The organism is Nicoliella sp. ESL1106, assembly GCF_058509965.1.
The window spans coordinates 1,005,593-1,028,080 of the sequence record NZ_CP196340.1; the positions used below are offsets into that span (position 1 = coordinate 1,005,593).

The 22,488-nt window shown below is 39.9% G+C and carries 21 protein-coding genes, 1 other RNA gene and 1 riboswitch; of the genes, 7 read left to right on the forward strand and 15 right to left on the reverse strand.

Going from position 1 to position 22,488, the window contains the following annotated elements; translation table 11 throughout:
- Window positions 1-11: 11 nt before the first annotated feature.
- From ACSVI6_RS04405 to ACSVI6_RS04415, 3 genes are read left to right on the forward strand one after another with little or no spacing between them, the layout of a single operon-like run.
- On the forward strand, window positions 12-818 hold the full coding sequence (locus ACSVI6_RS04405; RefSeq protein WP_491716264.1) for a putative hydro-lyase: 807 nt from the start codon (window positions 12-14) through the stop codon (window positions 816-818).
- A gap of 17 nt (window positions 819-835) precedes the next feature.
- Window positions 836-1,585 carry a LamB/YcsF family protein gene (locus ACSVI6_RS04410; protein ID WP_491720530.1) on the forward strand — a complete coding sequence of 250 codons (750 nt, stop codon included), beginning with the start codon at window positions 836-838 and terminating at the stop codon, window positions 1,583-1,585.
- A gap of 33 nt (window positions 1,586-1,618) precedes the next feature.
- On the forward strand, window positions 1,619-2,842 hold the full coding sequence (locus ACSVI6_RS04415) for an NRAMP family divalent metal transporter (protein WP_491716266.1): 1,224 nt from the start codon (window positions 1,619-1,621) through the stop codon (window positions 2,840-2,842).
- 364 nt (window positions 2,843-3,206) lie between these two features.
- Here ACSVI6_RS04415 and ACSVI6_RS04420 read toward each other — a convergent pair whose 3' ends face one another.
- Together ACSVI6_RS04420 and ACSVI6_RS04425 are read right to left on the reverse strand one after the other, a co-directional pair.
- Window positions 3,207-3,749: a folate family ECF transporter S component gene (locus ACSVI6_RS04420; protein ID WP_491716267.1), complete on the reverse strand. Its 543-nt coding sequence runs from the start codon at window positions 3,747-3,749 to the stop codon at window positions 3,207-3,209.
- Window positions 3,750-3,784: 35 nt separating this feature from the next.
- A riboswitch (THF riboswitch) is annotated at window positions 3,785-3,882 on the reverse strand.
- Between the two features lie 77 nt (window positions 3,883-3,959).
- Window positions 3,960-4,823 (reverse strand): DegV family protein, encoded by an 864-nt coding sequence (locus ACSVI6_RS04425; protein WP_491719511.1) that lies wholly within the window; start codon window positions 4,821-4,823, stop codon window positions 3,960-3,962.
- A 107-nt stretch (window positions 4,824-4,930) separates the two neighbouring features.
- On the opposite strand from ACSVI6_RS04425, the gene ACSVI6_RS04430 reads away from it, so the two are divergent.
- The gene (locus tag ACSVI6_RS04430; protein WP_491720531.1) at window positions 4,931-6,646 is read left to right on the forward strand and encodes an NFACT RNA binding domain-containing protein; all 1,716 of its coding nucleotides are present in this window, start codon (window positions 4,931-4,933) and stop codon (window positions 6,644-6,646) included.
- A gap of 26 nt (window positions 6,647-6,672) precedes the next feature.
- Here the strand turns inward: ACSVI6_RS04430 and ACSVI6_RS04435 are convergent, their stop codons facing one another.
- From ACSVI6_RS04435 to ACSVI6_RS04465, 7 genes are all read right to left on the reverse strand, one after another.
- On the reverse strand, window positions 6,673-9,174 hold the full coding sequence (locus ACSVI6_RS04435) for a carbamoyl phosphate synthase preATP-grasp domain-containing protein (RefSeq protein WP_491720532.1): 2,502 nt from the start codon (window positions 9,172-9,174) through the stop codon (window positions 6,673-6,675).
- Between the two features lie 7 nt (window positions 9,175-9,181).
- Complete coding sequence (locus ACSVI6_RS04440; RefSeq protein ID WP_491716271.1) at window positions 9,182-10,255, reverse strand: carbamoyl phosphate synthase small subunit; 1,074 nt, start codon at window positions 10,253-10,255, stop codon at window positions 9,182-9,184.
- Window positions 10,256-10,281: 26 nt separating this feature from the next.
- Window positions 10,282-10,818: a bifunctional pyr operon transcriptional regulator/uracil phosphoribosyltransferase PyrR gene (pyrR, locus tag ACSVI6_RS04445; RefSeq protein ID WP_491716272.1), complete on the reverse strand. Its 537-nt coding sequence runs from the start codon at window positions 10,816-10,818 to the stop codon at window positions 10,282-10,284.
- 113 nt (window positions 10,819-10,931) lie between these two features.
- Entirely contained in the window at window positions 10,932-11,831 is a 900-nt protein-coding gene (locus ACSVI6_RS04450; protein ID WP_491720533.1) for an RluA family pseudouridine synthase, read from the reverse strand.
- Window positions 11,831-12,304 (reverse strand): signal peptidase II, encoded by a 474-nt coding sequence (gene lspA, locus ACSVI6_RS04455; protein ID WP_491720534.1) that lies wholly within the window; start codon window positions 12,302-12,304, stop codon window positions 11,831-11,833. Before lspA ends, ACSVI6_RS04450 begins: the two co-directional genes overlap by 1 nt.
- A gap of 18 nt (window positions 12,305-12,322) precedes the next feature.
- Window positions 12,323-13,984 (reverse strand): formate--tetrahydrofolate ligase, encoded by a 1,662-nt coding sequence (locus ACSVI6_RS04460; protein WP_491716275.1) that lies wholly within the window; start codon window positions 13,982-13,984, stop codon window positions 12,323-12,325.
- Between the two features lie 15 nt (window positions 13,985-13,999).
- Window positions 14,000-14,389 (reverse strand): EbsA family protein, encoded by a 390-nt coding sequence (locus ACSVI6_RS04465; protein ID WP_491716276.1) that lies wholly within the window; start codon window positions 14,387-14,389, stop codon window positions 14,000-14,002.
- Between the two features lie 33 nt (window positions 14,390-14,422).
- Between ACSVI6_RS04465 and ACSVI6_RS04470 the strand changes: the two genes are divergently transcribed.
- On the forward strand, window positions 14,423-14,842 hold the full coding sequence (locus ACSVI6_RS04470) for a ribonuclease HI family protein (protein ID WP_491720535.1): 420 nt from the start codon (window positions 14,423-14,425) through the stop codon (window positions 14,840-14,842).
- Here ACSVI6_RS04470 and ACSVI6_RS04475 read toward each other — a convergent pair.
- From ACSVI6_RS04475 to ACSVI6_RS04495, 5 genes are all read right to left on the reverse strand, one after another.
- Window positions 14,830-16,044: an NAD(P)/FAD-dependent oxidoreductase gene (locus ACSVI6_RS04475; protein ID WP_491720536.1), complete on the reverse strand. Its 1,215-nt coding sequence runs from the start codon at window positions 16,042-16,044 to the stop codon at window positions 14,830-14,832. The two genes, ACSVI6_RS04470 and ACSVI6_RS04475, sit on opposite strands and share 13 nt — an antisense overlap.
- Window positions 15,938-17,089, reverse strand: a complete 1,152-nt coding sequence (locus ACSVI6_RS04480) for a THUMP domain-containing class I SAM-dependent RNA methyltransferase (RefSeq protein ID WP_491720537.1) — start codon at window positions 17,087-17,089, stop codon at window positions 15,938-15,940. The genes ACSVI6_RS04475 and ACSVI6_RS04480 overlap by 107 nt, the downstream gene beginning before the upstream one ends.
- 71 nt (window positions 17,090-17,160) lie before the next feature.
- Window positions 17,161-17,539, reverse strand: an RNA gene (gene rnpB / locus ACSVI6_RS04485) — RNase P RNA component class B.
- 16 nt (window positions 17,540-17,555) lie between these two features.
- Complete coding sequence (gene gpsB / locus ACSVI6_RS04490; RefSeq protein WP_491716280.1) at window positions 17,556-17,960, reverse strand: cell division regulator GpsB; 405 nt, start codon at window positions 17,958-17,960, stop codon at window positions 17,556-17,558.
- Between the two features lie 58 nt (window positions 17,961-18,018).
- Complete coding sequence (locus ACSVI6_RS04495; RefSeq protein WP_491716281.1) at window positions 18,019-18,585, reverse strand: SLOG family protein; 567 nt, start codon at window positions 18,583-18,585, stop codon at window positions 18,019-18,021.
- 123 nt (window positions 18,586-18,708) lie between these two features.
- Between ACSVI6_RS04495 and recU the strand changes: the two genes are divergently transcribed.
- Together recU and ACSVI6_RS04505 are read left to right on the forward strand one after the other, a co-directional pair.
- Window positions 18,709-19,308 (forward strand): Holliday junction resolvase RecU, encoded by a 600-nt coding sequence (gene recU, locus ACSVI6_RS04500; protein ID WP_491716282.1) that lies wholly within the window; start codon window positions 18,709-18,711, stop codon window positions 19,306-19,308.
- Window positions 19,309-19,326: 18 nt separating this feature from the next.
- On the forward strand, window positions 19,327-21,630 hold the full coding sequence (locus tag ACSVI6_RS04505) for a PBP1A family penicillin-binding protein (RefSeq protein WP_491719521.1): 2,304 nt from the start codon (window positions 19,327-19,329) through the stop codon (window positions 21,628-21,630).
- A 50-nt stretch (window positions 21,631-21,680) separates the two neighbouring features.
- On the opposite strand, the gene ACSVI6_RS04510 is transcribed toward ACSVI6_RS04505, so the two are convergent.
- Window positions 21,681-22,418, reverse strand: coding sequence for a DnaD domain-containing protein (locus ACSVI6_RS04510; protein WP_491719522.1), 738 nt, complete (start codon window positions 22,416-22,418; stop codon window positions 21,681-21,683).
- Window positions 22,419-22,488: the final 70 nt, after the last annotated feature.

Consider the following 22,488-nt stretch of genomic DNA (forward strand, 5'->3'; position numbering starts at 1 on the left):
AGGCAACGCAGATGACAATTAACAACACCAAAATTGCATTAACCAAATTAAGTCCCGTCGAATTACGGCATTTAATCCGAAGTGGTGAATATACTGGCCAGACTAGCGGGTTATGCACTGGATACACGCAGGCCAATTTAGTCATCTTACCGCGTGAACTCGCCTATGATTTCTTATTGTTCACGCAACGCAACCCGAGACCCTGTCCCGTTTTAGAGGTCAGTGACGTGGGGAGTAAAAAGTTAGTGGACTTTGCGACTGATATTGACTTAGCTAATGATTTTCCGAAGTATCGGATCTATCGGGATGGTCAATTAGCCGCCGAAACTACATCGGTAGCAGATATTTGGTCGGATGACTTCGTCAGCTTCATCATTGGTTGTAGCTTCTCATTTGAAGCCGAATTGATTGCTGCTGGGATCGAAGTGCGAAACATAAGCGAGCACGTCAACGTTCCAATGTTCAACACCAACATCCCGTTGAAACCAGCGGGGGCGTTTCACGGGCAGATGGTGGTCAGCATGCGGCCGATCAAAGATGAATTAGTGCCGATCGCCGTTCAAGTTACCGCTAATATGCCTAAGGTGCACGGGGCGCCTATTCAAATTGGCCATCCCGAAGAAATTGGCATCACAGACCTACAAAATCCGGATTATGGGGATGCAGTGACCATCAAGCCTGGGGAAACCCCCGTCTTTTGGCCATGTGGAGTGACACCACAAAATGCGATTATGCAGACCAAACCGCCGCTGGTGATTACGCACGCACCAGGGCATATGTTAGTGACTGATGTCATTAATTCAACATTAAAATATTAATAAGGGAAGTGTTACTAATGATTGCGATTGATTTGAACAGTGATTTAGGGGAAAGCTATGGTAGATACGATTTAGGAAATGACGCTGAAATCATCCCGTTGATCAGTGCATGTAACATTGCATGCGGGTTTCATGCGGGCGATCCCAACGTCATGCAACGCACCGTGCAATTAGCCGAGGCGGCAGGGATTGGAATCGGGGCGCATCCCGGTTTTCCTGATTTAAATGGCTTCGGACGGCGGTACATGCAAATGGACATGCAGGCGGTTACCAACATGGTGACCTACCAGGTAGCGGCGTTAGCTGGTTTTACGAAAACGCATCGCTTGCACCACGTGAAACCGCATGGCGCGCTTTATAACGCAGCCGGCAAAGACATCGAGCTAGCCCGCGCAATTTGTCAGGGCATCAAAGCCGTTGATCCCAATTTATTGGTATATGGCCTAGCCAACAGTCAATTAGTCACTGCAGCCAATGAATTAGGGTTACCAGTAGCCCAAGAAGTCTTTGCAGACCGAAACTACCAATCCGATGGGAGCTTAGTGCCACGTTCTAAACCCAACGCCGTCTTGAGTGACCCCACCGCAATTGCGCATCGGACCGTTCAAATGATCAAAGAGCAATCCGTTACGGCCATTACCGGGGAAACCGTTGCATTAAAGGTCGATTCGATATGCGTGCATGGGGATAACCAAAAGGCATTGTCAATCGTACGGCAGTTAGTTGCCCAGCTTAAAGCAGATTCGATCGACATTGCGACGGTTTAAGTAATCGAATAATTGATAGGGGGATGAATTAACATGGACAACAAAGCGAATCCAGTCACCAACAACCACAGTAAAAAAATGAGAAGTGTTGCGATGGGGGCCGCGTTCTTAATGGCAATGGCTGCCGTAGGCCCTGGTTTTTTAACTCAAACAGCGACTTTTACTGGGAAATTGGGTGCTAACTTTGCGTTTGCAATTGTAATTTGTATCGTCATGGATATAATCGTTCAATTGAACATTTGGCGAATCATCGTTGTTTCAGGCAAACGGGCGCAGGTGTTAGCCAACGAAGTCTTTCCAGGCTTAGGATACTTACTTTCAACATTAGTTGCGGTCGGCGGGCTGGTCTTTAATATCGGAAACGTCGGGGGTGCTGGCTTAGGGCTGAACGTTTTATTTGGGATTTCACCAGAAAACGGGGCCGTCATCGCAGCAGTAATTGCAATTTGTATTTTTATCGTTAAGAATGCATTGAAAGCAATGGATCGAACGGTTCAGCTCCTGGCAGTTATCAAGATCGGGATTTTGATCTATATTCTATTTGTAACTAAGATTCCATTCCAAGCAGCTGCTACCCATGCGTTTACGCCAACCCACGTTGACTTTTACTCAATCGTGACCATCGTCGGTGGGACCGTTGGTGGATACATTTCATTCTCAGGTGGCCACCGCCTCTTAGACGGGGGTGCCAAGGGTGTTAAAGATATCAAATACATTAATGAAGGGGCATTGACAGGGATTACATTAGCTTCAATCATTAGAATCATGCTCTTCTTAGCTGGACTAGCCGTCGTCGTAGAAGGCTTTAAACTAGACCCAGCCAACCCCGCAGCTTCTATTTTTCTACATGCAGCGGGGAACTTTGGTTATAAATTCTTCGGGTTGTTATTGTTTGCTTCAGGGATGTCTTCTATTCTAGGATCAACCTTTACATCAACATCATTTCTGGACTATGCAGTTAGTGAAAAATCAACGGCACTGTTTAAGAAATACCGTAATGCCATTATCATTAGTTTCATCGTATTTTCGACGATCATTTTCTACTTTATCGGAAATCCCGCTAAGGTACTCGTGTTCGTAGGAGCATTAAACGGCTTCGTGCTGCCAATTGCATTAAGCATCTTATTAATTGCAGTTCGCAGAAGTAAAATCATGGGAAACACATATCATCATCCAGTATGGCTGACAATTACCGGATGGCTCGTCGTTATTTTTATGGCATATGCCAGTGTCGATACATTATTAGAACTATTCTAAGAGACTAAAAAGATCGTCTTAAGCTGATTGTGAATGCTTAAGACGATCTTTTTTATTTATTATTAAATGCAACTATTTTCAGTTAGAAAATTAAAGCGCCCAGTTAATTTTAAATAGCTGGACGTAATAATCTAGATTAATTGATATATCTTCTCTTTGAATTAAATATATCACATAAATTTATATTTTCAATCAAAATGATTGAATTTAATAATTACTGCATTTGTTGTTGATATTTCAATTTTAGATATAACTTCAGATAATATATATTATGTAAAGTAATATAAATGATCAAACTTATAATGGCCCTATTCATGTGGCAATTAAAAATCCAGCAACCAAATTTGATTGCTGGATAACTAAATTATTTTCTAAATCGATTGCCTAAAGAAATAATGGTTTTGTTTTTGGATATTAAATACATAATGATAACTTGAATTACGACTGTGAAAATTTCCTTAATGAACCTGGAAAGAAAAATAACTTCAAACGGAACGTGATTCAAGATTACCACCCACAACGTATTTAAAAGCAAGTTGACTAAAAATACTACAATTAATTGTGATATAATAATCGATTTTAACGTTGGTTTTCGGTTAAAGAAAAACAATCCGAAAATAACCCCAGTTAAAATTGCTGATAGCGTGAACCCTGGAAAGTATATTTGTCCAGACGTTAGCGTTAAAAAGATATCAGCAAATCCACCGATGGTTCCCGCCCAAAACGGCCCGAACCACAGTGCAATTAAGAAAGTAGCAATGAACGCAAAGCTAAATTGGATCTTATTGGGAACCAAATAGAACGTAAATAAACTACTTCCTAAAATTAACCTAATCGCAGTGAGTAATCCTAAAATCGCAATTCCACTTGCGCTAGGTTTGGCAAAAATTTTCTTTTGTGTATGCAAAAGAGACATCTCCTAAATAGAGCTGCCACTATAATTGTGGCGAATGCGGGACTAATATCGCAAACGCATCGTTTTTCGTCCAAAGTTCACATTCCGTTCCAATGGCACTTGACGCATTAATCCCTACTCCGAAATATTTTATAATAATTTTAAAATTATTATAATATCTTTTATTTTACACGCAACCATAAAGATAATCAAACCCATCTGTTACTTATCAAAGTCGCGCATCCAAGCCAACGCTAGTGATTTATTACCTAGATGGGCGCCAACCACAGGGCCAAAATAGCTTTGGGTTACAGATAGATTAGGATACATCGTTTTAATTTTATCTGTCCATGCTTGACCATCTTCTGGATCGTTTCCATTGATTATAATTACCCGAATCGGATAGTTTAATTGGTTAGTTCGAGTTGCAAAAATTTCTTCAGCACGTTTTAAAGCACGCTTACGTGTACGGACCTTATCAAATGCAACAATTTTATTACTTTCATCATCGAACGTTAATAACGGCTTTATATGAAGCAAACTACCAACCATCCCCGCGGCATTTGACAATCTACCGCCCTTGACTAAGTTCTTTAAATCATCAACGACAAAGATTTCATCAATCGTTGCCCTTAAGGCATCTAATTCACTAATGATTGTTTCTAATGATTTACCAGCTGAAACCATTTCAGATGCTGCAATTGCTAGATATCCCATTAATTTAACTGTAATTTTGGAATCATATGGAATGACTTTAATATTACTAATCGTAGGAGCAATTGCCATTAACTGGTTATAAAGTCCTGAAATGGTACTGGATAAGTGAATACTAATAACAGCGTCATACCCTTCTTGAGCTAGTTGATCATATAGTTCGATAATCCTTCCGGTCGCTGGTTGAGCCGTACTGGGAAACTCTTTTGCTGTTTTTAATTTATGATAAAATTCTGGAGTGTCGATATCAACACCTTCATCATATGTTTTACCATCAATAATCACTGAGATTGGTAAAATATGAATATTATATTTAGCAAGCTCATCCTTAGATAAATAAGCAGTACTATCAGTTACAATTGCAATTTTCATGTATTCATCAATCCTTTAATTTTTTGCACTTACACTTCCATTATAACATTAATGGCTTTTTTGTTATAATACAGTTATAAAATCATACTGAAAGTAAGTGATCAAAAGTGTCATTTGACGGAAGTTTTACCCACTCGATGGTAAAAGAGCTCAATGATAACCTCAAAGGGGGGCGAATTGCTAAAATCAATCAACCCTATCCAAATGAAATCATTATTACAATTCGTTCGAATCGAAAAACATATCCCCTTTTACTATCAGCGAACCCTAGCTATGCGCGTGCCCAAGTAACGAATATTCCATATGTAAATCCCCCAGTCCCCACTAACTTTAATATGACGCTTAGGAAGTATCTAAGTGGAAGTGTGCTAACCGAGATTACTCAATTACAAAATGATCGAGTAATGCAATTACACTTTACGGTTAGGAATGAAATTGGTGACCTTAAATCAATGGTCTTGATCATTGAAATTATGGCTAGGCACAGTAACGTTATCTTAGTTGATGGCTCTGATCGGCGAATTATCGATGCAATTAAACGAATTGGCCCTGACAAGAGTCGCTATCGGACGATTTTACCAGGGACAGAATACATTAATCCCCCTAAGCAAGACCGCTTAGACCCATTTCAATTTAATGATGAATCAATGTTAAAACAATTAGTTAATGATTTTCCGAACCAAGATGTTTTAGCCAGTGAATTACAAAAAACATTTCAAGGATTGGGCAAGGATACAGCCAATCAATTAGCGCGTTTTTTACATCAACCAGGCGAATTAGGCGCACACTTTACCCAATTTTTCGATCAGTTCAATTCCCCCACCGCAACCATGATCGAACAAGCCAAACCAGATTTTTTACCATTCATCCCAATTGGTATTGATTCACCAACCAAACAATATGACTCGTTAAGCACCCTTTTGGATGATTATTATCAGACCAAAGCACAAAAAGATCGGGTGCGAGAACAAGGTGGGGTCTTGATCAAGGTAACTAGAAATGAACTGAAAAAGAATCGAACTAAGTTGAAAAAGTTACGTAAGACCATTGATGAAACCAAGTTTGCTGATGATTATCGAATTAAGGGTGAGATTCTTACTACTTACTTGAATCAAGTTCACCACGGAGCCAAAATGATCGAGCTGCCTAACTTTTATGATAATAATCAACCGTTAAAAATTAAACTAGCTCCTGATAAAACCCCTTCACAAAATGCCCAGTGGTATTTTAAACAATATCAAAAAAAGAAAAATGCGATTCAATTCGTTAATCATCAAATTGAATTGACCAATGGTGAGATTGATTACCTTGAGAGCATTGTCTCTCAGATCGAATTAGCAGAACCTAGTAATTTAGTCGACATCAAAGCCGAATTACAACAAGGTGGCTATTTACGTGATCATGAACATCAAAACAAGAAAAAACAATTAAAACGTCAAATTAGCCAACCTGAACAGTTTAAGGCTAGTGATGGTACAACGATCTTAGTTGGAAAAAATAACCTACAAAACGATAAATTGACCACTAAAACAGCTGATAAACGTGATACTTGGTTGCATACTCAAAAAATTCATGGCTCCCATGTGATTGTGCGTTCTTTTGCCCCTAGTGATCAGACACTTTTTGAAGCGGCCATGTTAGCTGCTTATTATTCTAAGGGCCGTGATTCTGCGAACGTCCCCGTCGATTACGTTCAAGTTCGCCATGTTAAAAAGCCTAGTGGTGCAAAGCCAGGGTTTGTCATTTATGAAGGCCAAAATACACTTTACGTTACCCCTAACCAAAAGATCGTTGAAGAACTTAGGGCTAATAATCATCAATAAAAAAAGAGCAGTTTTGACTGCTCTTTTTATTTGGCATCAGGATCAAAGCTAATCTTAGCCCCCACTTCTTGATTGGTCGAGCCCACTGCTTGATCGATCTTAAGATCAATGAATGGAAACGTTGGATTCATTTCAGCAAACGGTAAAAATGATAGTTCCCTAAAGGTTTTATCCAAATCGTCTGAAGTTAAGTTATCAGTATATAATTTTATTAGCATTTTAATCCAGTTAACATTGGAAATACGATTTAAGAATATCGTTTCAATAATTCTGATCGGTCTAATCCCAACGACTTTAAAAAGCCCTTGATCGGCTAACACTAAGATCTGAACAAGTCCTTTCCAATAGGAATTACTAATTAGCTCCCGTGCATCCCCAATCAACGGCTCTAACTCATCGATAGTAATGTCATAGGGGAATGCTAAGTGAGAAATATCTTTTAATTCGTGGTTCTTACCAGAAGCTAATTTGACCGTATTAATAAAGCGACTTTCTTCCTTCGTTACAAAGAAATTCATAGCAAAGCTCGTTTTTTGCGGAAGGGTCACCCCAGTTTCTTGATCAGGCGGTAACACCACAACGTTTAAATTCGGGTATTGTTTGAGTTGGCGAACTAAGTAATGCCGATTTCCTGGCACTACGACGATTTTAGGTTTCTCGATTTCTGCGATGTTCAAGATTGCACCGATTTGAATCGGTTCAATATATTGCTTATCACTCAACTGCGGACTGAGTGAAACCGAGTTCGGGTTATTGTTCATAACAATCGTTTTATAGCCCAGTCGATGCATTTGAATTAATACTTCCGAAGTATAGTAATCGGCTGCTGAATTAGGACCCAGCCGATTTCCACCGCGCCCAATTACTAATGCTGAACGATCTGATAATTGGTGTGATTCGTTCTCGCGCTCAAAACTACTGTAAAAAGAATAAATCGATGGGGTTTCTTCCCCTGCTGATGGTTCGATCATCTTATAGGTTGGCAGACTATTATTGATCTTACCGAGGTATCTGACCTTATCTAAATCTGTTTGCCAAGCAGCGGCTAGCATCCCATCCCCGAACCCGCTGCGATGGGCGATGTGCATTGCATGCTCGGTTAACGGCTCGTTAACAACTAGGTTTTCGACCGCCAATAGCTTTTTGAAACGCTTAAAATAGAAGGGATCAATCTTGGTCAGTTCTGATAAATCTTCGACCGGGTAGTTCCGCCTTAAGGCCTCGATCAAAACTAAGATCCGACTTGCTTTGGGATGAATCAGCTGGCTGATCATTTCATCGTCACTTAACTCTTCCATATTGGGGAGTGCATCTCTAGGATTGAACTGTGAACTACGCATGGCCTTTAAAATCGCCTCTTCTACAGTTCGCCCGATTCCCACCGCTGAACCGATCGATTTCATTGATTGATCCAAGTGCTGATCAACGCTTTTCAGACTATCATAGGGCCAAAGTGGAATTCGAATTAAGATCCGATCCATTACTGGCTCCATGAACGTGGTCAATTTTGCATATTCATGTGGAAGGTGAATGTCTGCAAAGCCATTCCCTAGCATTAACTGTGCTGACACGTAATTTAAGGGATACCCAGTTGCAAGGGTGGCTAAAGCAAAGCCCCGATTGTAGTTCGGGCTGACCTTAGTAACAAAGTAATTATCATTATCAGGGTTCAGTGCAAAACTAACCTCACAGCTACCAATGATTTCTAGTTGTTCTAACACCTTAAGCGTTGCTTCACGCATCCGTTGATAAACAGAGTCGGTAATCGTTTGGATCGGTGAAACTGCGATTGAGTCTCCTGAATGGATTCCAATGGCATCGATATCCTCGACTCCGTTAATAATTAATTTAGTTCCGTTGGGATCACGGATGCCGACGATACTTAGTTCTTTATATCCTACAATGCTCTTTTCGATCACACACCGATTCAACGTCGAATCCGTGAATGACTTGGTCAGTGCAATATCAAGGTCATCAAAGTTAGTACAAATCGTTCGGCGACTATTGATCGAAGAAAGGACTGGTTTAATAATGATGGGGAACCCCACTTGACGAACAAGATCAAAGGCTTCGGTATTCGAATGGACGATCGTAGATGAAATGATCGGTTCATTGATCTCCTTCATTAACTGACTGAATCTTAATGGGTTACCGATCAATTTCAGTGCCTGCTTAGAAAGGCCTAATAGTTGCACCGAATACTTGGCCAGTAATTTCATTTCAATCAATTTTTGACAGATTTTGATGGCGTTCGAACCCCCCAATGTTGGCAAAATTGCATCGGGATGTTCATTGCGAATGATACTGACCACGTTATCGATGTCCACCGTTTCAATAAAAGCGCTGGCTGGTTGAATCTCAGTCGTCGCGATCGAATAAGGATTGTTATCGATAACGATACTCTTGACGCCGACCCGTTTGAAACTAATGATGGTCTGAAAAACAGCAGCATCTAACTCGTTTTCTTGACCAATTTTGGATGGCCCCCCACCAATAATTAAAACCTTATGAATATCTTGATTGATCAATTTGTAATCACCTCCTTTGTGAACCGATGTTTTCTAGAAATTCATCGAAGATATCCGAAGCAATCGTGGGGCCAGGTTCACCATCTGGTGAAAATTGAACTGACAATGCTGGATAATCACGATGTCTAAGTCCCTGGACGGTCCCGTTATAAAGATCAATATACGTCGTGATTAAAATATCCTTGTTGATCGATTTATAGTCAACAGCATATCCCTGGGCCTGAGAAACGTAAATCACTTGATTGGTTATGATCTTTCGGACGGGATGGTTACTACCATGATGCTCATTGGCTAGTTTGTAGACCTTTGCGTGATTAGCCAATGCAAATAACTCGTGGCCAAGCCCGATTGCTAGCAATGGGAATTGGCTTTGTAATTCGCGAATCATTTGTAAGGTTGACTGGGGTAAATCAGCCGGATTACCAGGCCCCGTGGAAATAACGATCCCATCTGGATCTAAACTTAAGATCATTTCAATCGACGTGTTCCAAGGGACTACCACCACATTACATTTTCGTTCATCAAGGCGTCTTAAAATCCCCTGTTTTAGTCCAAAATCGATCACAATGATATTGAAACCATTGCCTGGATTCGGATACGGTTTAGGGGTCGCAACTTGTGAGACCTGCTGATTAGTCAATACGGTCGCATTTAGCTGGTCAAAAGCATGTTCATCATCAACATCAACAATGCTTGCCTTCATCGTTCCCTGCTTAGTGATGTGATGAGCTAATTCACGGGTATCGATTCCAGAAATCCCTGGAATTTCATGTTGTTTTAAAAACGTATCCAATGATTGCTTGTGTTGGTGATTATTAGTGGTATCAGAATACTCACGGGTAATGACCCCCTTGATACTAGTAATGATCGATTCATAACTCTTATGATTAATTCCTACGTTACCAATTGTCGGTTGGGTGAACACGATGATTTGATTATGATAAATTGGATTAGTAATGGATTCTTGATAGCCCATCATATTTGAATTAATAATGATTTCTCCAGTCGTGGTGGCAAGAGCTCCGAACGCTTCGCCAGGATACGATGAGCCATCCTCTAGGATTAAATAGCGTTTTGTCATTTTACTGCTCCCATCCAATTGCAGGATTACTTATTAACGATTTCAACAGCATCGCGTTTATCGATTTCTTGGACTGACACTTGAATTTTTTCGTTTTGAGCACTAGGGATGTTCTTTCCCACGAAATCAGCTCTGATTGGTAATTCACGGTGTCCACGATCCACTAATACTGCTAATCGAATGCTGTTTGGTCGACCAAGTTCTGAGATGGCACTTAATGCTGCTTTGATCGTCCGTCCAGTGTACAAAACGTCATCCACTAAGATCACGTTCTTGCCTTCAACTGAAACGCGTTCATCACTTGCAACAACGGTTGGGGTTTCTTTAGCACTATCATGTTCAATATCATCCCGATACTTAGTAATATCCAATGCGCCAACTGGAACCTCCACATTTTCTAGCTTTTGGAGTCGATTGGCAATTCTCTTCGCGAGATAAATCCCCCGTGTCTTGATCCCTACGATCACGAGGTCTTTGATGCCCTTATTTTTTTCAATGATTTCATATGTGATTCTGGTCAAGGCACGTTGCATTGCCATCTTATCGATAATTACTTTTGCCATTATATTTTCCTTCCTTTAATAAAAAAGGCTGCTAATTCGATCACTCGAACAGCAACCATTTTTTCAGTGGTTATATACTATCAGAATATTTTAATTTCATCAGTTTGTCAATGCTAAGGCTGCTGATGACGCAATTGCTTAAGGGTTTTTTCAAAAATCGGTGGAATCGGGGATGAAAATGATAACTGTTGACCGCTTCTCGGATGTTTAAAACCTAGCACTTGGGCATGTAAGAATTGCCCATGCCCCTTAATCGTTTTACGGGGGCCATAGAGGGGATCGCCAACTAGTGGATGGCCAATCGACTTCATATGGACTCTAATTTGATGCGTTCGACCAGTCTCCAATTGACATTCGACTAACGTATAATTAGCGAATCGTTCTAAAACATGGTAATGCGTAACAGCATGCCTACCATTTGGGACAATCGCCTGTTTTTTACGATCCTTTTTATCACGTCCAATCGGCGCATCGATCGTTCCGTTATCATCCTTGATCACCCCATGAACCAACGCAACATACTTACGAAGATTCGTCTTATTCTTTAGTTGCTTTGATAATGATTCATGCGCCATATTATTCTTGGCCACCATGAGCAATCCAGATGTGTCCTTATCGATGCGATGAACGATTCCAGGCCTCAATGTCCCATTGATGTTAGAAAGTGGCGTATGATACAAAAGTGCATTTACCAACGTATGGTCAGGATGGCCTGGAGCGGGATGCACGACCATCCCCTGTGGTTTGTTAATGACGATTACATCCTCATCTTCGTAAACGATGTCTAATGGAATTGGTTCGGCAGCTAAAGCCAACTTCTTGGGTTCTGGAATCATAATGGTGATTTGATCGCCCGTTTTGACCTCATACTTGGGCTTAACTGGCTGTTGATTTACCATAATATTTTGTGATTGAATCAAGTCTTTAGCTCGTGAACGGCTGAGCTCAGGAGCTAGTTCTGAGCAGACCTTATCAATGCGTCCCGATTGATTAGTAATTTTAAATGATTCCATTATTGTTTAGCACGATCTTTCTGCTCACTCTTCCATAACATCAATAACAATAAAATGACCCCAATTGTTAAACATGCATCAGCAAAGTTAAATACGAAATTCAAGAATGGTAAATTCAATTCAACTTGAAACATATCAACTACATAGCCGTGAATTAGTCGGTCGATGAAGTTACCGATCGTTCCAGCTAATAGGAACGTGATCGTTAACGCATAACCAAATTTTCGATGCAGCTTGAATAGATAATAAAACATCACCAATCCAGCAATAATGGAAATGATAATAAAAAAGTTCATTTTTCCCTGTAACATGCTCCATGCAGCACCGTGATTATGAAGATTAGTCAATGCAATGACCCCTGGGATCAATTGATCACTTTGGCCCTGGGCCATTGAGATTGATACCCAGGCTTTGATTCCATGATCAGCACCGATTAGGATCACCAAGAGCCCAAAAATATATATAAAAGGCATTCATAACTTCCTTTCGTTCTAGAATAATCCAGTAATTTCACCGTTTTCCTTGATATCCATATCCAATGCAGCGGGATGGCTAGGCAAACCAGGCATGGTCAAAACATTCCCAGTTAGCGCTACAATAAACCCAGCCCCTAATTTAACTTGGAATTCACGGATATGAATTTTAAATCCAGTGGGTGCTCCATGAACCGATGCGTCATCAGTAAGTGAATATTGTGTCTTGGCCATACATACGGGGAGTTTGTCCCAGCCATTTTTTACGATTTGCTTGAGTTGTTTTTGGGCCTTACTGGAAATTTCGATTCCACTGCCTCCGTAAATTTCGGTCACGATTTTGTTGATTTTAGTTTCAATTGGATCTTCAACGGAATAAAGCGGATTAAATGGCTTTTCTTGATCAGCAGCAGTGACAACTAGCTTTGCTAGGTCAACAGCTCCCTTGCCACCCTGGGCCCATTCGTAACAAGTAACGCTTGGAACGGCAAAGTTATCATCAACGTATTTCTTTAATTGGTTAATTTCAGCTTCAGTATCACTGGCAAAGTCATTGATTGCAACGATGACTTGCTTACCATACCGACTCATTGCCGAAATATGGCGTCCTAAATTGGCTGAACCTTTCGCTAATGCATCCAAGTCTTCAGTTTCTAGGTTATCCTTATCAGCGCCACCATTCAGCTTCAATGCCCGAATTGTTGCAACGAGCACTACGACATCTGGAGTCTTGCCTAACCGTGGTGAGACGATATCCATAAACTTTTCGCCCCCTAGATCAGAACCAAATCCTGATTCGGTGACGGTATAATCAGCAGTATTGAGTCCCGCCTGGGTTGCAATGATACTATTACATCCATGGGCGATGTTTGCGAATGGCCCTCCATGGATGTAGGCAGGGGTGTGTTCAATCGTTTGGACTAGGTTAGGTTTAATCGCATCCTTTAACAATAAGGTCAATGCCCCCTGCACCTTTAGATCCCGAACGTAAACAGGTTTACGGTCATAAGTATAACCAATTAAAATATTACTAATGCGTTCCTTTAAATCCTTAAGATTGCGACTAAGGCATAAAATGGCCATTAATTCACTAGCAACGGTGATATCAAAACCATCTTCTCTAGGGACCCCAGATGTTCTACCACCAAGTCCAATGACCGTGTGTCTTAATTCACGGTCATTTATATCTAAAACCCGTTTCCAAGTGATTTGACGTGGATCAATATTTAATTGATTGCCGTGATGAATGTGATTGTCGATTAATGCAGAAAGGGTATCATGAGCCTCAGTAAGGGCGTGAAAATCACCTGTAAAATGAAGGTTAATATCTTCCATCGGAATAACTTGTGAGTATCCCCCACCAGTAGCACCACCCTTCATGCCCATTACGGGGCCTAATGATGGTTCTCTTAGTGCGAGCGCAGTCTTATAGTTCAATTCGCTCAATGCATCGCCTAGTCCGACTGCCATGGTCGTTTTACCTTCACCGGCAGCGGTTGGGTTAATCGATGTAACTAGGACTAACTTACCCTTAGTAGCTTGATCAGCTACTGGTAACGTGATTTTGGCTTTATAGTGCCCATAAGGCTCGATTTGTTGTTCAGTTAAGCCTAGTTGCCCTGCAATTTTGCTAATTGGTAATAATTTACTATCTTGAGAAATCTCAATGTCTGTTTTCAAAATTTTCCACCCCACTTATTTATATGCGTTTATTATACCATTGATTTCAATCACAGAATTAGCTGGTAACATAAAAATACAGTGTCTTTTGTTATAATCAAAGGTAAGTGTAAACTTATTAATTTTTAAATTTTCAATATTTTGCATATCAATGTCCAACCAATTAGGATTCATAACGTGGCCAACCTTAAAATGATGGTCTTCAATTGTAATTTTACGGAAAAGAATTTGAAATGCGCTAATTAGAACAAATAAAACAAAGAAGAAGAGTGTGATCCATGAGAATTGGGTTACTTCGAGCCAAAAAATAATTCCTAATAGCAACAAAACGAATGTCCAACTCCAACAAATCGTTGAAGTTAATGGATTGGGTTGGTAAAAAAATGTTCTTTTAGTCGTTGTCATTAAAATTAGATCCCTTCGAATGGAGTGTAAAAAATGTACAAGCTATATACTGATGCAGCAACATTGAACCATGGCGATATTAATCACGATAAAAGTGCTGGTGGGATTTTGATTTTGAACGCTGGTCAACAAGTTCAGTTAAAGGTCCCCCTTACAGATGCTCATGACAATCACACCGCCGAATTTGAAACCTGTATTGCTGGATTTAAAAAGCTAATGGAATATGTTCCTGATAATTTGCTAAACCAGACGATCGTTTTTTATTATACCGATAGTAAGATCTTAGCAGATAGTTTAACCAAAAAGTATGCTAAACACTATCAACCATTAGTTGATGAGATTTTAAAATTACAATCGCATTTTCAATTAGTCATGAATCAATGGATTCCAGAAGCGGAAAACATGGGGGCTCATGAGTTAGCCCAACAAGCACTTCATCATTACTTCAAATAGGTTTCAATCGGTTTTGTAAATGTTGACCAGTCGGGATGCTGAGGAGTAATGATTTCTTTCGCCAATAACTTTGCAATCATTGGCCCCGTTGTTAGTCCAGATGATCCAAGCCCGCCACCGATTAAGCAATTATCTACATTAGGTAAGTACCCAAAATAAGGGGCAAAGTCGTCCGTATAAGCTCTTGTGCCGACTTTTACATAGTCAATATTGTCCTTATTAATATCTGGAATCAAGCGTTTTGCACTTGCTAAAAGATCACTGATCACTTCTGGACTAGGTGATAAGTCAAATCCCATGTCATTTTCATGGGTCGCACCGATGATGACTTCACTTTGATTTAATGGGATAAAGTCTCGCTCCCCCTCTGGCATTAAAACTGGCATATTATTCAATTCTACTGGATTATTTAAATGAATTTGAATTAATTGCCCTTTTTGGGGGCGTACCATTAAATTTAATCCGATTGTTGCTAGTGTTTCTTTCATCCAAGCGCCCGTACAGAGAATGATTTGATCGAAATTGGTTCCTTTTATTAATTTTATTTTTTTGTTTTCTTTTGTTAAAGTAACTTTTTGCTTTTTACTAATAAGGTTGCGCATTTGTGCAATCCTTAAAAGATGCTCAGTGTATCTTTGCCCATCAATACGGGCCCCGCCACTGACGAATAACCCAGGGAGTTGATTATTAACCGAGGGAATCAATTGACAAACTTCATCAGCCGTAAGTTTGCGCAACTGCCCCATTAATGGAGCCTCTAAACGTCTGGTTTTGGCCAATGCCATGAGCTCATCGATTCGTTGCTCTGTATTTCTAGTAATGATCGTCCCACTTTGCTGGTAAGTGGCTTTATCCATCTGTGTGGTCGTTGCTAATTGATTGACCACCTCAGCCCCCATCCTTGCTAACCGATACCACTTTTGGTTGCGCCGTTTTGATAGCCATGGTGAAATGATCCCAGCAGCCGCTTTGGTGGCCTGCCCAATTCCATCATCAAATAAGGTGACCTCTAAATTCTTCCAATTCGGCGCTGTTGCTAAGTAATATGCAACCGTACTACCAACGATTCCACCACCGATGATTGCAATTTTGCGTTTAGTCATTTTGATGGTTCTTTCTAAAATCAGGATGGCCCCAGTATTGGAAATAATCGGTCCTAATCGAACCGTTGTATAGTTTCCGTTTCTTAGTTGCTTTTTCACCATAGTGTTGTTCGAATTCCAAATCACTGGTTAAAAAGTATTTTGACCAGGTCTGCATCGGCTTAAATACCTGTCCCATTTGATGATAAAGCCGAATAATGCTTTCCTTATCACTCATCCGTTCCCCATATGGTGGGTTGGCTACGATAACCCCATTCATTAAGTCCGTTTTAAAGTCTTGTACGGCCAATTGCTTCGTTTGAATGTCGTACAATAATCCAGCTTCTTGAGCGTTACGCTTAGTAGCTTCGACCATGTTCCCATCAATATCGGAAGCAAAGATCTGTAGCTCAGTATCATAATCAGCATGTGAATCAGCTTCATCGCGCACCTGCTGTGACAGATCGTTTGAGACCCAGTCCCATTCTTCGCATTGAAAATCACGGTTAAAGCCAGGAGCAATGTTTCGAGCAATCAGGGCCGCTTCAATCGGTAATGTTCCAGATCCACACATCGGATCCCAAAACGGCATGTCTGGCTTCCAGTTCGTCAACATAATCAATGCTGCCGCCATGTTTTCCTTTAATGGTGCAATTCCCTTTTCGACCCGATAACCCCGTTTGAACAAACTAGAGCCAGTCGTATCCAGTGTCAACATGACCTTATCCTTATTGATCACTACTTCCAATGGAAACTTTGCCCCAGTTTCTGGAAACCGAGTTCGCCGATGATAAACAGCGCTCATTTTACTAACCACTGCTTTTTTAGCAATTGCTTGGGCATCCGGAACGCTATGCAGTTTAGAGTTTTTGGAGCGCCCTTCCATTGGAAATTCAGCATCCATCGGAAGTAGCGTCCCCCAATCAAGTGCCTTAGTTTTTTCAAATAACTCATCAAAAGTAACCGCTTTAAATTCACCGACCACAATTTTGATTCGATCGGCAGTCCTTAGCCAAACATTCGTGGTTAAAATATCCTTGATCGTTCCTTGAAAGCGCACCCGACCGTTCTCTACCTGTGTTTCATAACCTAAATCACGTAGTTCTTTGCCAACCAATGCTTCGATTCCAGCAGCACAAGTGGCGATTAAATTAAATTTTTGCATGTTATTGCTCCTTTAAAAAATATAAAAAAGGGGTGAGAGTTAAACTCTCACCCCTTCCTGAAGGTGTAAATCCCTGTAAGCCATGTTTTGTGCTCAATTAAAATTTCAGGAAAAAATTAATTGAGTAGTAATCATCTATCTGAGAAATAAAATTTCTCCCCCATGCTTGGTTCAATTTCCGTACATGAAGCTCCCCTACCGTAGTTTGGGTTTCCCGCTCGAGGGGTTTACCGCGTTCCACCAATTGGATTTCTCCAATTGTTTCGTCACTGTGGCACTTTACAGAGTATTAAAGCATAGCCGAAGCCTTAGCTCGTTTCTCCGCCATAATTACCGAATGGTAATTCCTCGGCTTATTTTTTCGCCGAGCACGAACACTACAGACATCGCAGTCTGTGCGAGAGTGGACTTTCCTCAGCTGATACGAACCAGCCGCGATTACTCAGGATTTACACCAGGTTATAAATTAGAAACGATGGGAGTCAGTTGAACCATTACCCATTTGCGTACCAAAAACCCGTCTTTCCAGATTGGATACTCGTTTTAAAATATCGATCGTCGTCGCATTGTTCATAGCAGGCGCTGGATTTGGTTGTTGGTTTTGGAAACCATCGTTAAAACTATCATTACTAGCTGATCTATTATTTGTAGTGGTATCTTGACCCATCGCAAGCTGACGATTAAGCTCGTCAACTTGGCTCTTTAAACGGTCATTTTCATCCCGCAGTTGTTGATTCATCTTATCAAATGAATTGTAATCCTTGATTACATCATCTAAGAAGCCATCAACATCATTAGGGTCGTACCCACGCATCTTTTGTCTAAATTCCTTATTCAAAATCTGCTTAGGAGTAAAATGAATTTGTTCCATCGTTTATTACACCTCACGAATTTCTCAAGCACGAATAACATTATACCAAAAAAATAAATTATTGAAAACTATTATTTTGATTTTCTTGATATTCATTAGCGGCTTCTTGTAAATCATCAAAATCGATCATTCTTAACTGATAGTCATTAAAACCCATGTAGTTATGAATCGCTTGATAATCATATTGCGCTTTGCCTTGTTTATCTACATCATAAATCATAACCGCCCCATCTGTATGCTTTAACATAAATTCTTGATAATTTCTTAATTGTTGTGGAGATTGGTAGGGCAGATTGCTAACACTTGCAGTAAAATCAACCTTTGACTTTAAAGCATTCAGTTTCATTTGATTTTGTTCGTTCCATTTATTACCGAAATCGGCAAACGGCAGCATCATTGCAACTTGAAATTCATCGGGATAATCCTTTTTTAAATCGTTAGCAACCTCAATTTCCCATTGTTCAATGCCCATTTGTCCGCCTGTAATAATCCAATTATATCCCGATTCAATTGCTTGAATGGTTATATCATGCAAAACTGATTTTAAGACCGCTAACTTCGGGTCTCGATCATTAAAGACCCCCAATTCATAGCTTCGATAACCAGTTAACCAAAGTCGTTTCAAGAAACCACTCCTTCTAAAAAAAATTTAAAAAAACCGCGATAATTGGTATAATTAAAAAAGTAAGTTATTATTTATATTTTAACACATTTAATTTGTTAAAATAAAAGATTGAAAGGTGGTTATATGTCCATTAACTATCCGGGCGGGACTTCCCCCCATAGCTCCCAACCACAAATTAACCACCCACTTAGCACGGTTAATTACGGTGATCGTGGAATGACCCTTGAAGATGAGTTAAATAAGAGTAACCAATATTATCTTGCTAATGATATTGCAGTAATTCACAAAAAGCCGACCCCCATTCAAGTGGTCAAAGTTGATTATCAAAAGCGGACTGCCGCGGTAATCAAGGAAGCTTATTTTAGCAAAGCTTCTACTACTGACTACAACGGTATCTATAAGGGGCGCTATATTGACTTTGATGCAAAGGAAACCAGAAATCAAAATGCATTTCCATTACGTAATTTCCACGAACACCAAGTTGAACACATGCGTAAATGCACCCAACTTGGTGGTATTTGTTTTGCAATTATTAAATTCGTAAAAACAGACGAAATCTTTTTATTCAAGGCGACTGATTTATTTAAATTTTGGGACGCTCAATTTACAGGGGGGCGTAAATCCATTCCAAAATTGACAATTCAAGAACTTGGGTACAATATTAAATATCGACTACAACCACTAATTCCCTACCTAGCGGCTGTTGATCAGATAATTGGTTAAATGAAGGAGTTTTTTTGCATGTCAGATAATAATCAAGAATCCCGAGTGAATCGGAATCGATCTAAGTATCGAAATGGCAATCGCCATATTTTAAGAAAAATCATCCTTAGTCTGGTTGCATTTTTTGTTGTAATCATTACGCTAGGGTTCGGATTATTCTTCTACTACGCCTCGAGTGCCCCTCAAATTACCTATAATGCCCTTTCAAGTGATAATTCCACTAAAATTTACGATTCAACGGGGAAGGTCATTTCCAGATTAGGGGCACAAAATCGTGAATACGTTAAGTCACAAAACATTCCGACCCAACTAAAAGAAGCCGTTGTCTCTATCGAAGACCGCCGCTTTTATAAAGAAGGCGGTGTCGATCCCCTCAGAATCCTAGGGGCTGCATTCGGTAACCTAACTGATTCATCGCTAGGCCTCCAGGGTGGTAGTACGTTAACCCAACAGCTAGTTAAATTATCAGTATTCTCAACTGCAGCATCTGATCAGACCTTAAAACGAAAGGCCCAAGAAGCATACCTAGCAATTAAGGTCAATCGTCAATACTCAAAGGATCAAATTCTAGAGTTCTACATCAACAAAGTTTACATGGGGAATAATGTTTATGGAATGCAAACAGCTGCTGAATACTACTACGGTAAAAAACTCAGCAAGTTGACCCTTCCTGAATATGCCTTGTTAGCTGGGATGCCTCAATCACCTACTAATTACAATCCATACGTATATCCAAAATATGCGAAGGAAAGAAGAGACCAAGTCTTACAGGCCATGGTCCGTAATAAAGAAATTTCACAATCTGATGCTGATAAGGCTAAGGCCGTTAGTGTCAAACATGGGCTTGCTAAGACCCACCATAATACTGATGTCACATCGGTTAATGAAAAATACATTGACGCATATCTAAAGCAGACCCTTCAAGAACTCAAAGCCAAGGGTTACAATACTAATTCAGGATTAAAGATTTATACCAACCTTAATTTAGATAACCAAAAGTACCTTTATAACTTGGCAAATAATAATCAATCAATTGCATTTCCTAATAATCAATTTCAAGTTGGGGCAACAATGATGGACTCCAACAATGGAAAAGTGGTTGCAATGCTTGGTAACCGTAAAACTAAGATTTCATTCGGTCTTAATCGAGCAGTGCAAACTGATCGATCAAGTGGTTCTACAATGAAGCCATTAATGGATTATGGACCAGCAATCGAATACCTGCACTTCCCGACCTATCAGACCGTCCAAGATACTCCATTCACTTATCCTGGGACCACAACTAAGTTAATGGACTTCGATGACCGCTATGAAGGTGATATCTCAATGCGGCGTGCGTTAGTTGAATCCAGAAATATTCCTGCGATCAGGACATTACAAGAAGTGGGAATCGATCGAGCAACCGAATTCTTAAAGGGGTTGGGGATTACCCAAAAGAGTCAATTCCAGCTTCAAAATGGGATCGGTGCCTATATTTCTTCTGAACAAGAAGCAGCCGCATACGCTGCATTTGCCAACGGTGGGACTTACTACAAGCCTTACTACATTAATAAGATCGTAGAAGCCAACGGCAAGGTTCATAACTACGCTAGCAAGGGAACCAAAGCAATGTCATCGGCCACTGCATTTATGATTACCGATATGCTAAAAGGAGTCATGACGGATGCAAATGGTTCTGGAACGGCTGCTAAGGTTGATGGTCTGTATGAAGCCGGTAAAACTGGAACGACCCAATACCCTGATAATTACTTGAGTTCAGTTCCTAGTTATTCTTCGATGGATTCTTGGTTCACTGGATATACCAAGAACTATTCCCTATCGATCTGGACTGGGTACGATAAACCGCTAGAAGCCAATCACTACGTTACTGAACAACAATCAGCAATTGCCCAACAAATCTATAAGTATCAAATGGCATATGCATCGCAAAACAAGCCAAATGAGGATTGGACCAAACCAGATGATGTTGGCGAAGTCAGCAGAAATGGTAAAACTGAATACTACGTTGTGGGCTATAGCAACGGGGTCATGAATAATAGTAATTCATCTAGCAGCGCATCTTCTTCAGTCAATTCCAATTCGAAAAGCGATAGTGAATCAAGTAGCAAGGATAGCTCAAATAGCACTAATAATTCTTCTGGTCGTGCTTCTAGTGATATTGAAAGCAAGCCAAGCGATGGGAACAAAGATAGCAGTAGTTCTTCATCCAGTAGCTCTTCTTCATCCAGCAGTAGTTCCAGTAGTAACGACAATACCAATACCAATGCTACAAATGCTAATAACAATAATGACCAGAATCAAAACAATGGCAATAATAATTAATTCGATTCAAAAAAAGGATGCTCGATCTATTATCGGGCATCCTTTTTTTGCTACTTAATTTTAAAAATTGGAATATCGGGCCAATTACCATCATCATTATGATTTGAATTTGTTGAATTTTTCTTGTTACGGTAATTATTTAATTCTTTTTCAACATCAGCTGCCGTTCGAATGTTTTTCTTTTCCCAATTCATCAAAATATGATCAATATACTTTAAATTATAAACTTGATTTAGAACTGCTTCACGTAACGCTAGTTCAATTAGTTCTGGTGAATAATGGCTTTGATCGATCCAACCACTAATGGTTTCCAATTCAATTGGTGATAAATCACGACCGAATTCACGTTCAATACTAGCAAAAACGTGTCGACGGCTATTCACCGTCATACTGTCGGTAACATTATTTTCACTATATTCTGGAGTCTGACTAGTAGTTACTGGATAATCGTTGTCCTGAGCACTTAATTCCGCCAACTTTTCATATAATAGATCAAAATCGTACTGATCGAAATCCTTACCGTTTTGGTCTTGCTTAGTTTCAATTGTCATTAGCTTTTTTTGAATTAAATTATGCAGGATTTGATAAATATTTTTACTATCAATATTAGTAGCAGCACTGATTTGATCAATATCAGGGGCGTTGATTCCCCGATCAAAAAAGCGCTTAAATTGAAGATAGATAATTAATTCATTGGCATCCATCCCTAATTTATTATAGTTATCTAATAAGTAATTAGGGATCACAGTTTGGCCACCAATAATTAACCTTTGTGCAAATTTATCCATTTTGAATCTTCCTCCTCACGATTTTAAAAATAAAAAAGTAGCCCCGCGGCTACTTCTATATTTTATGCGC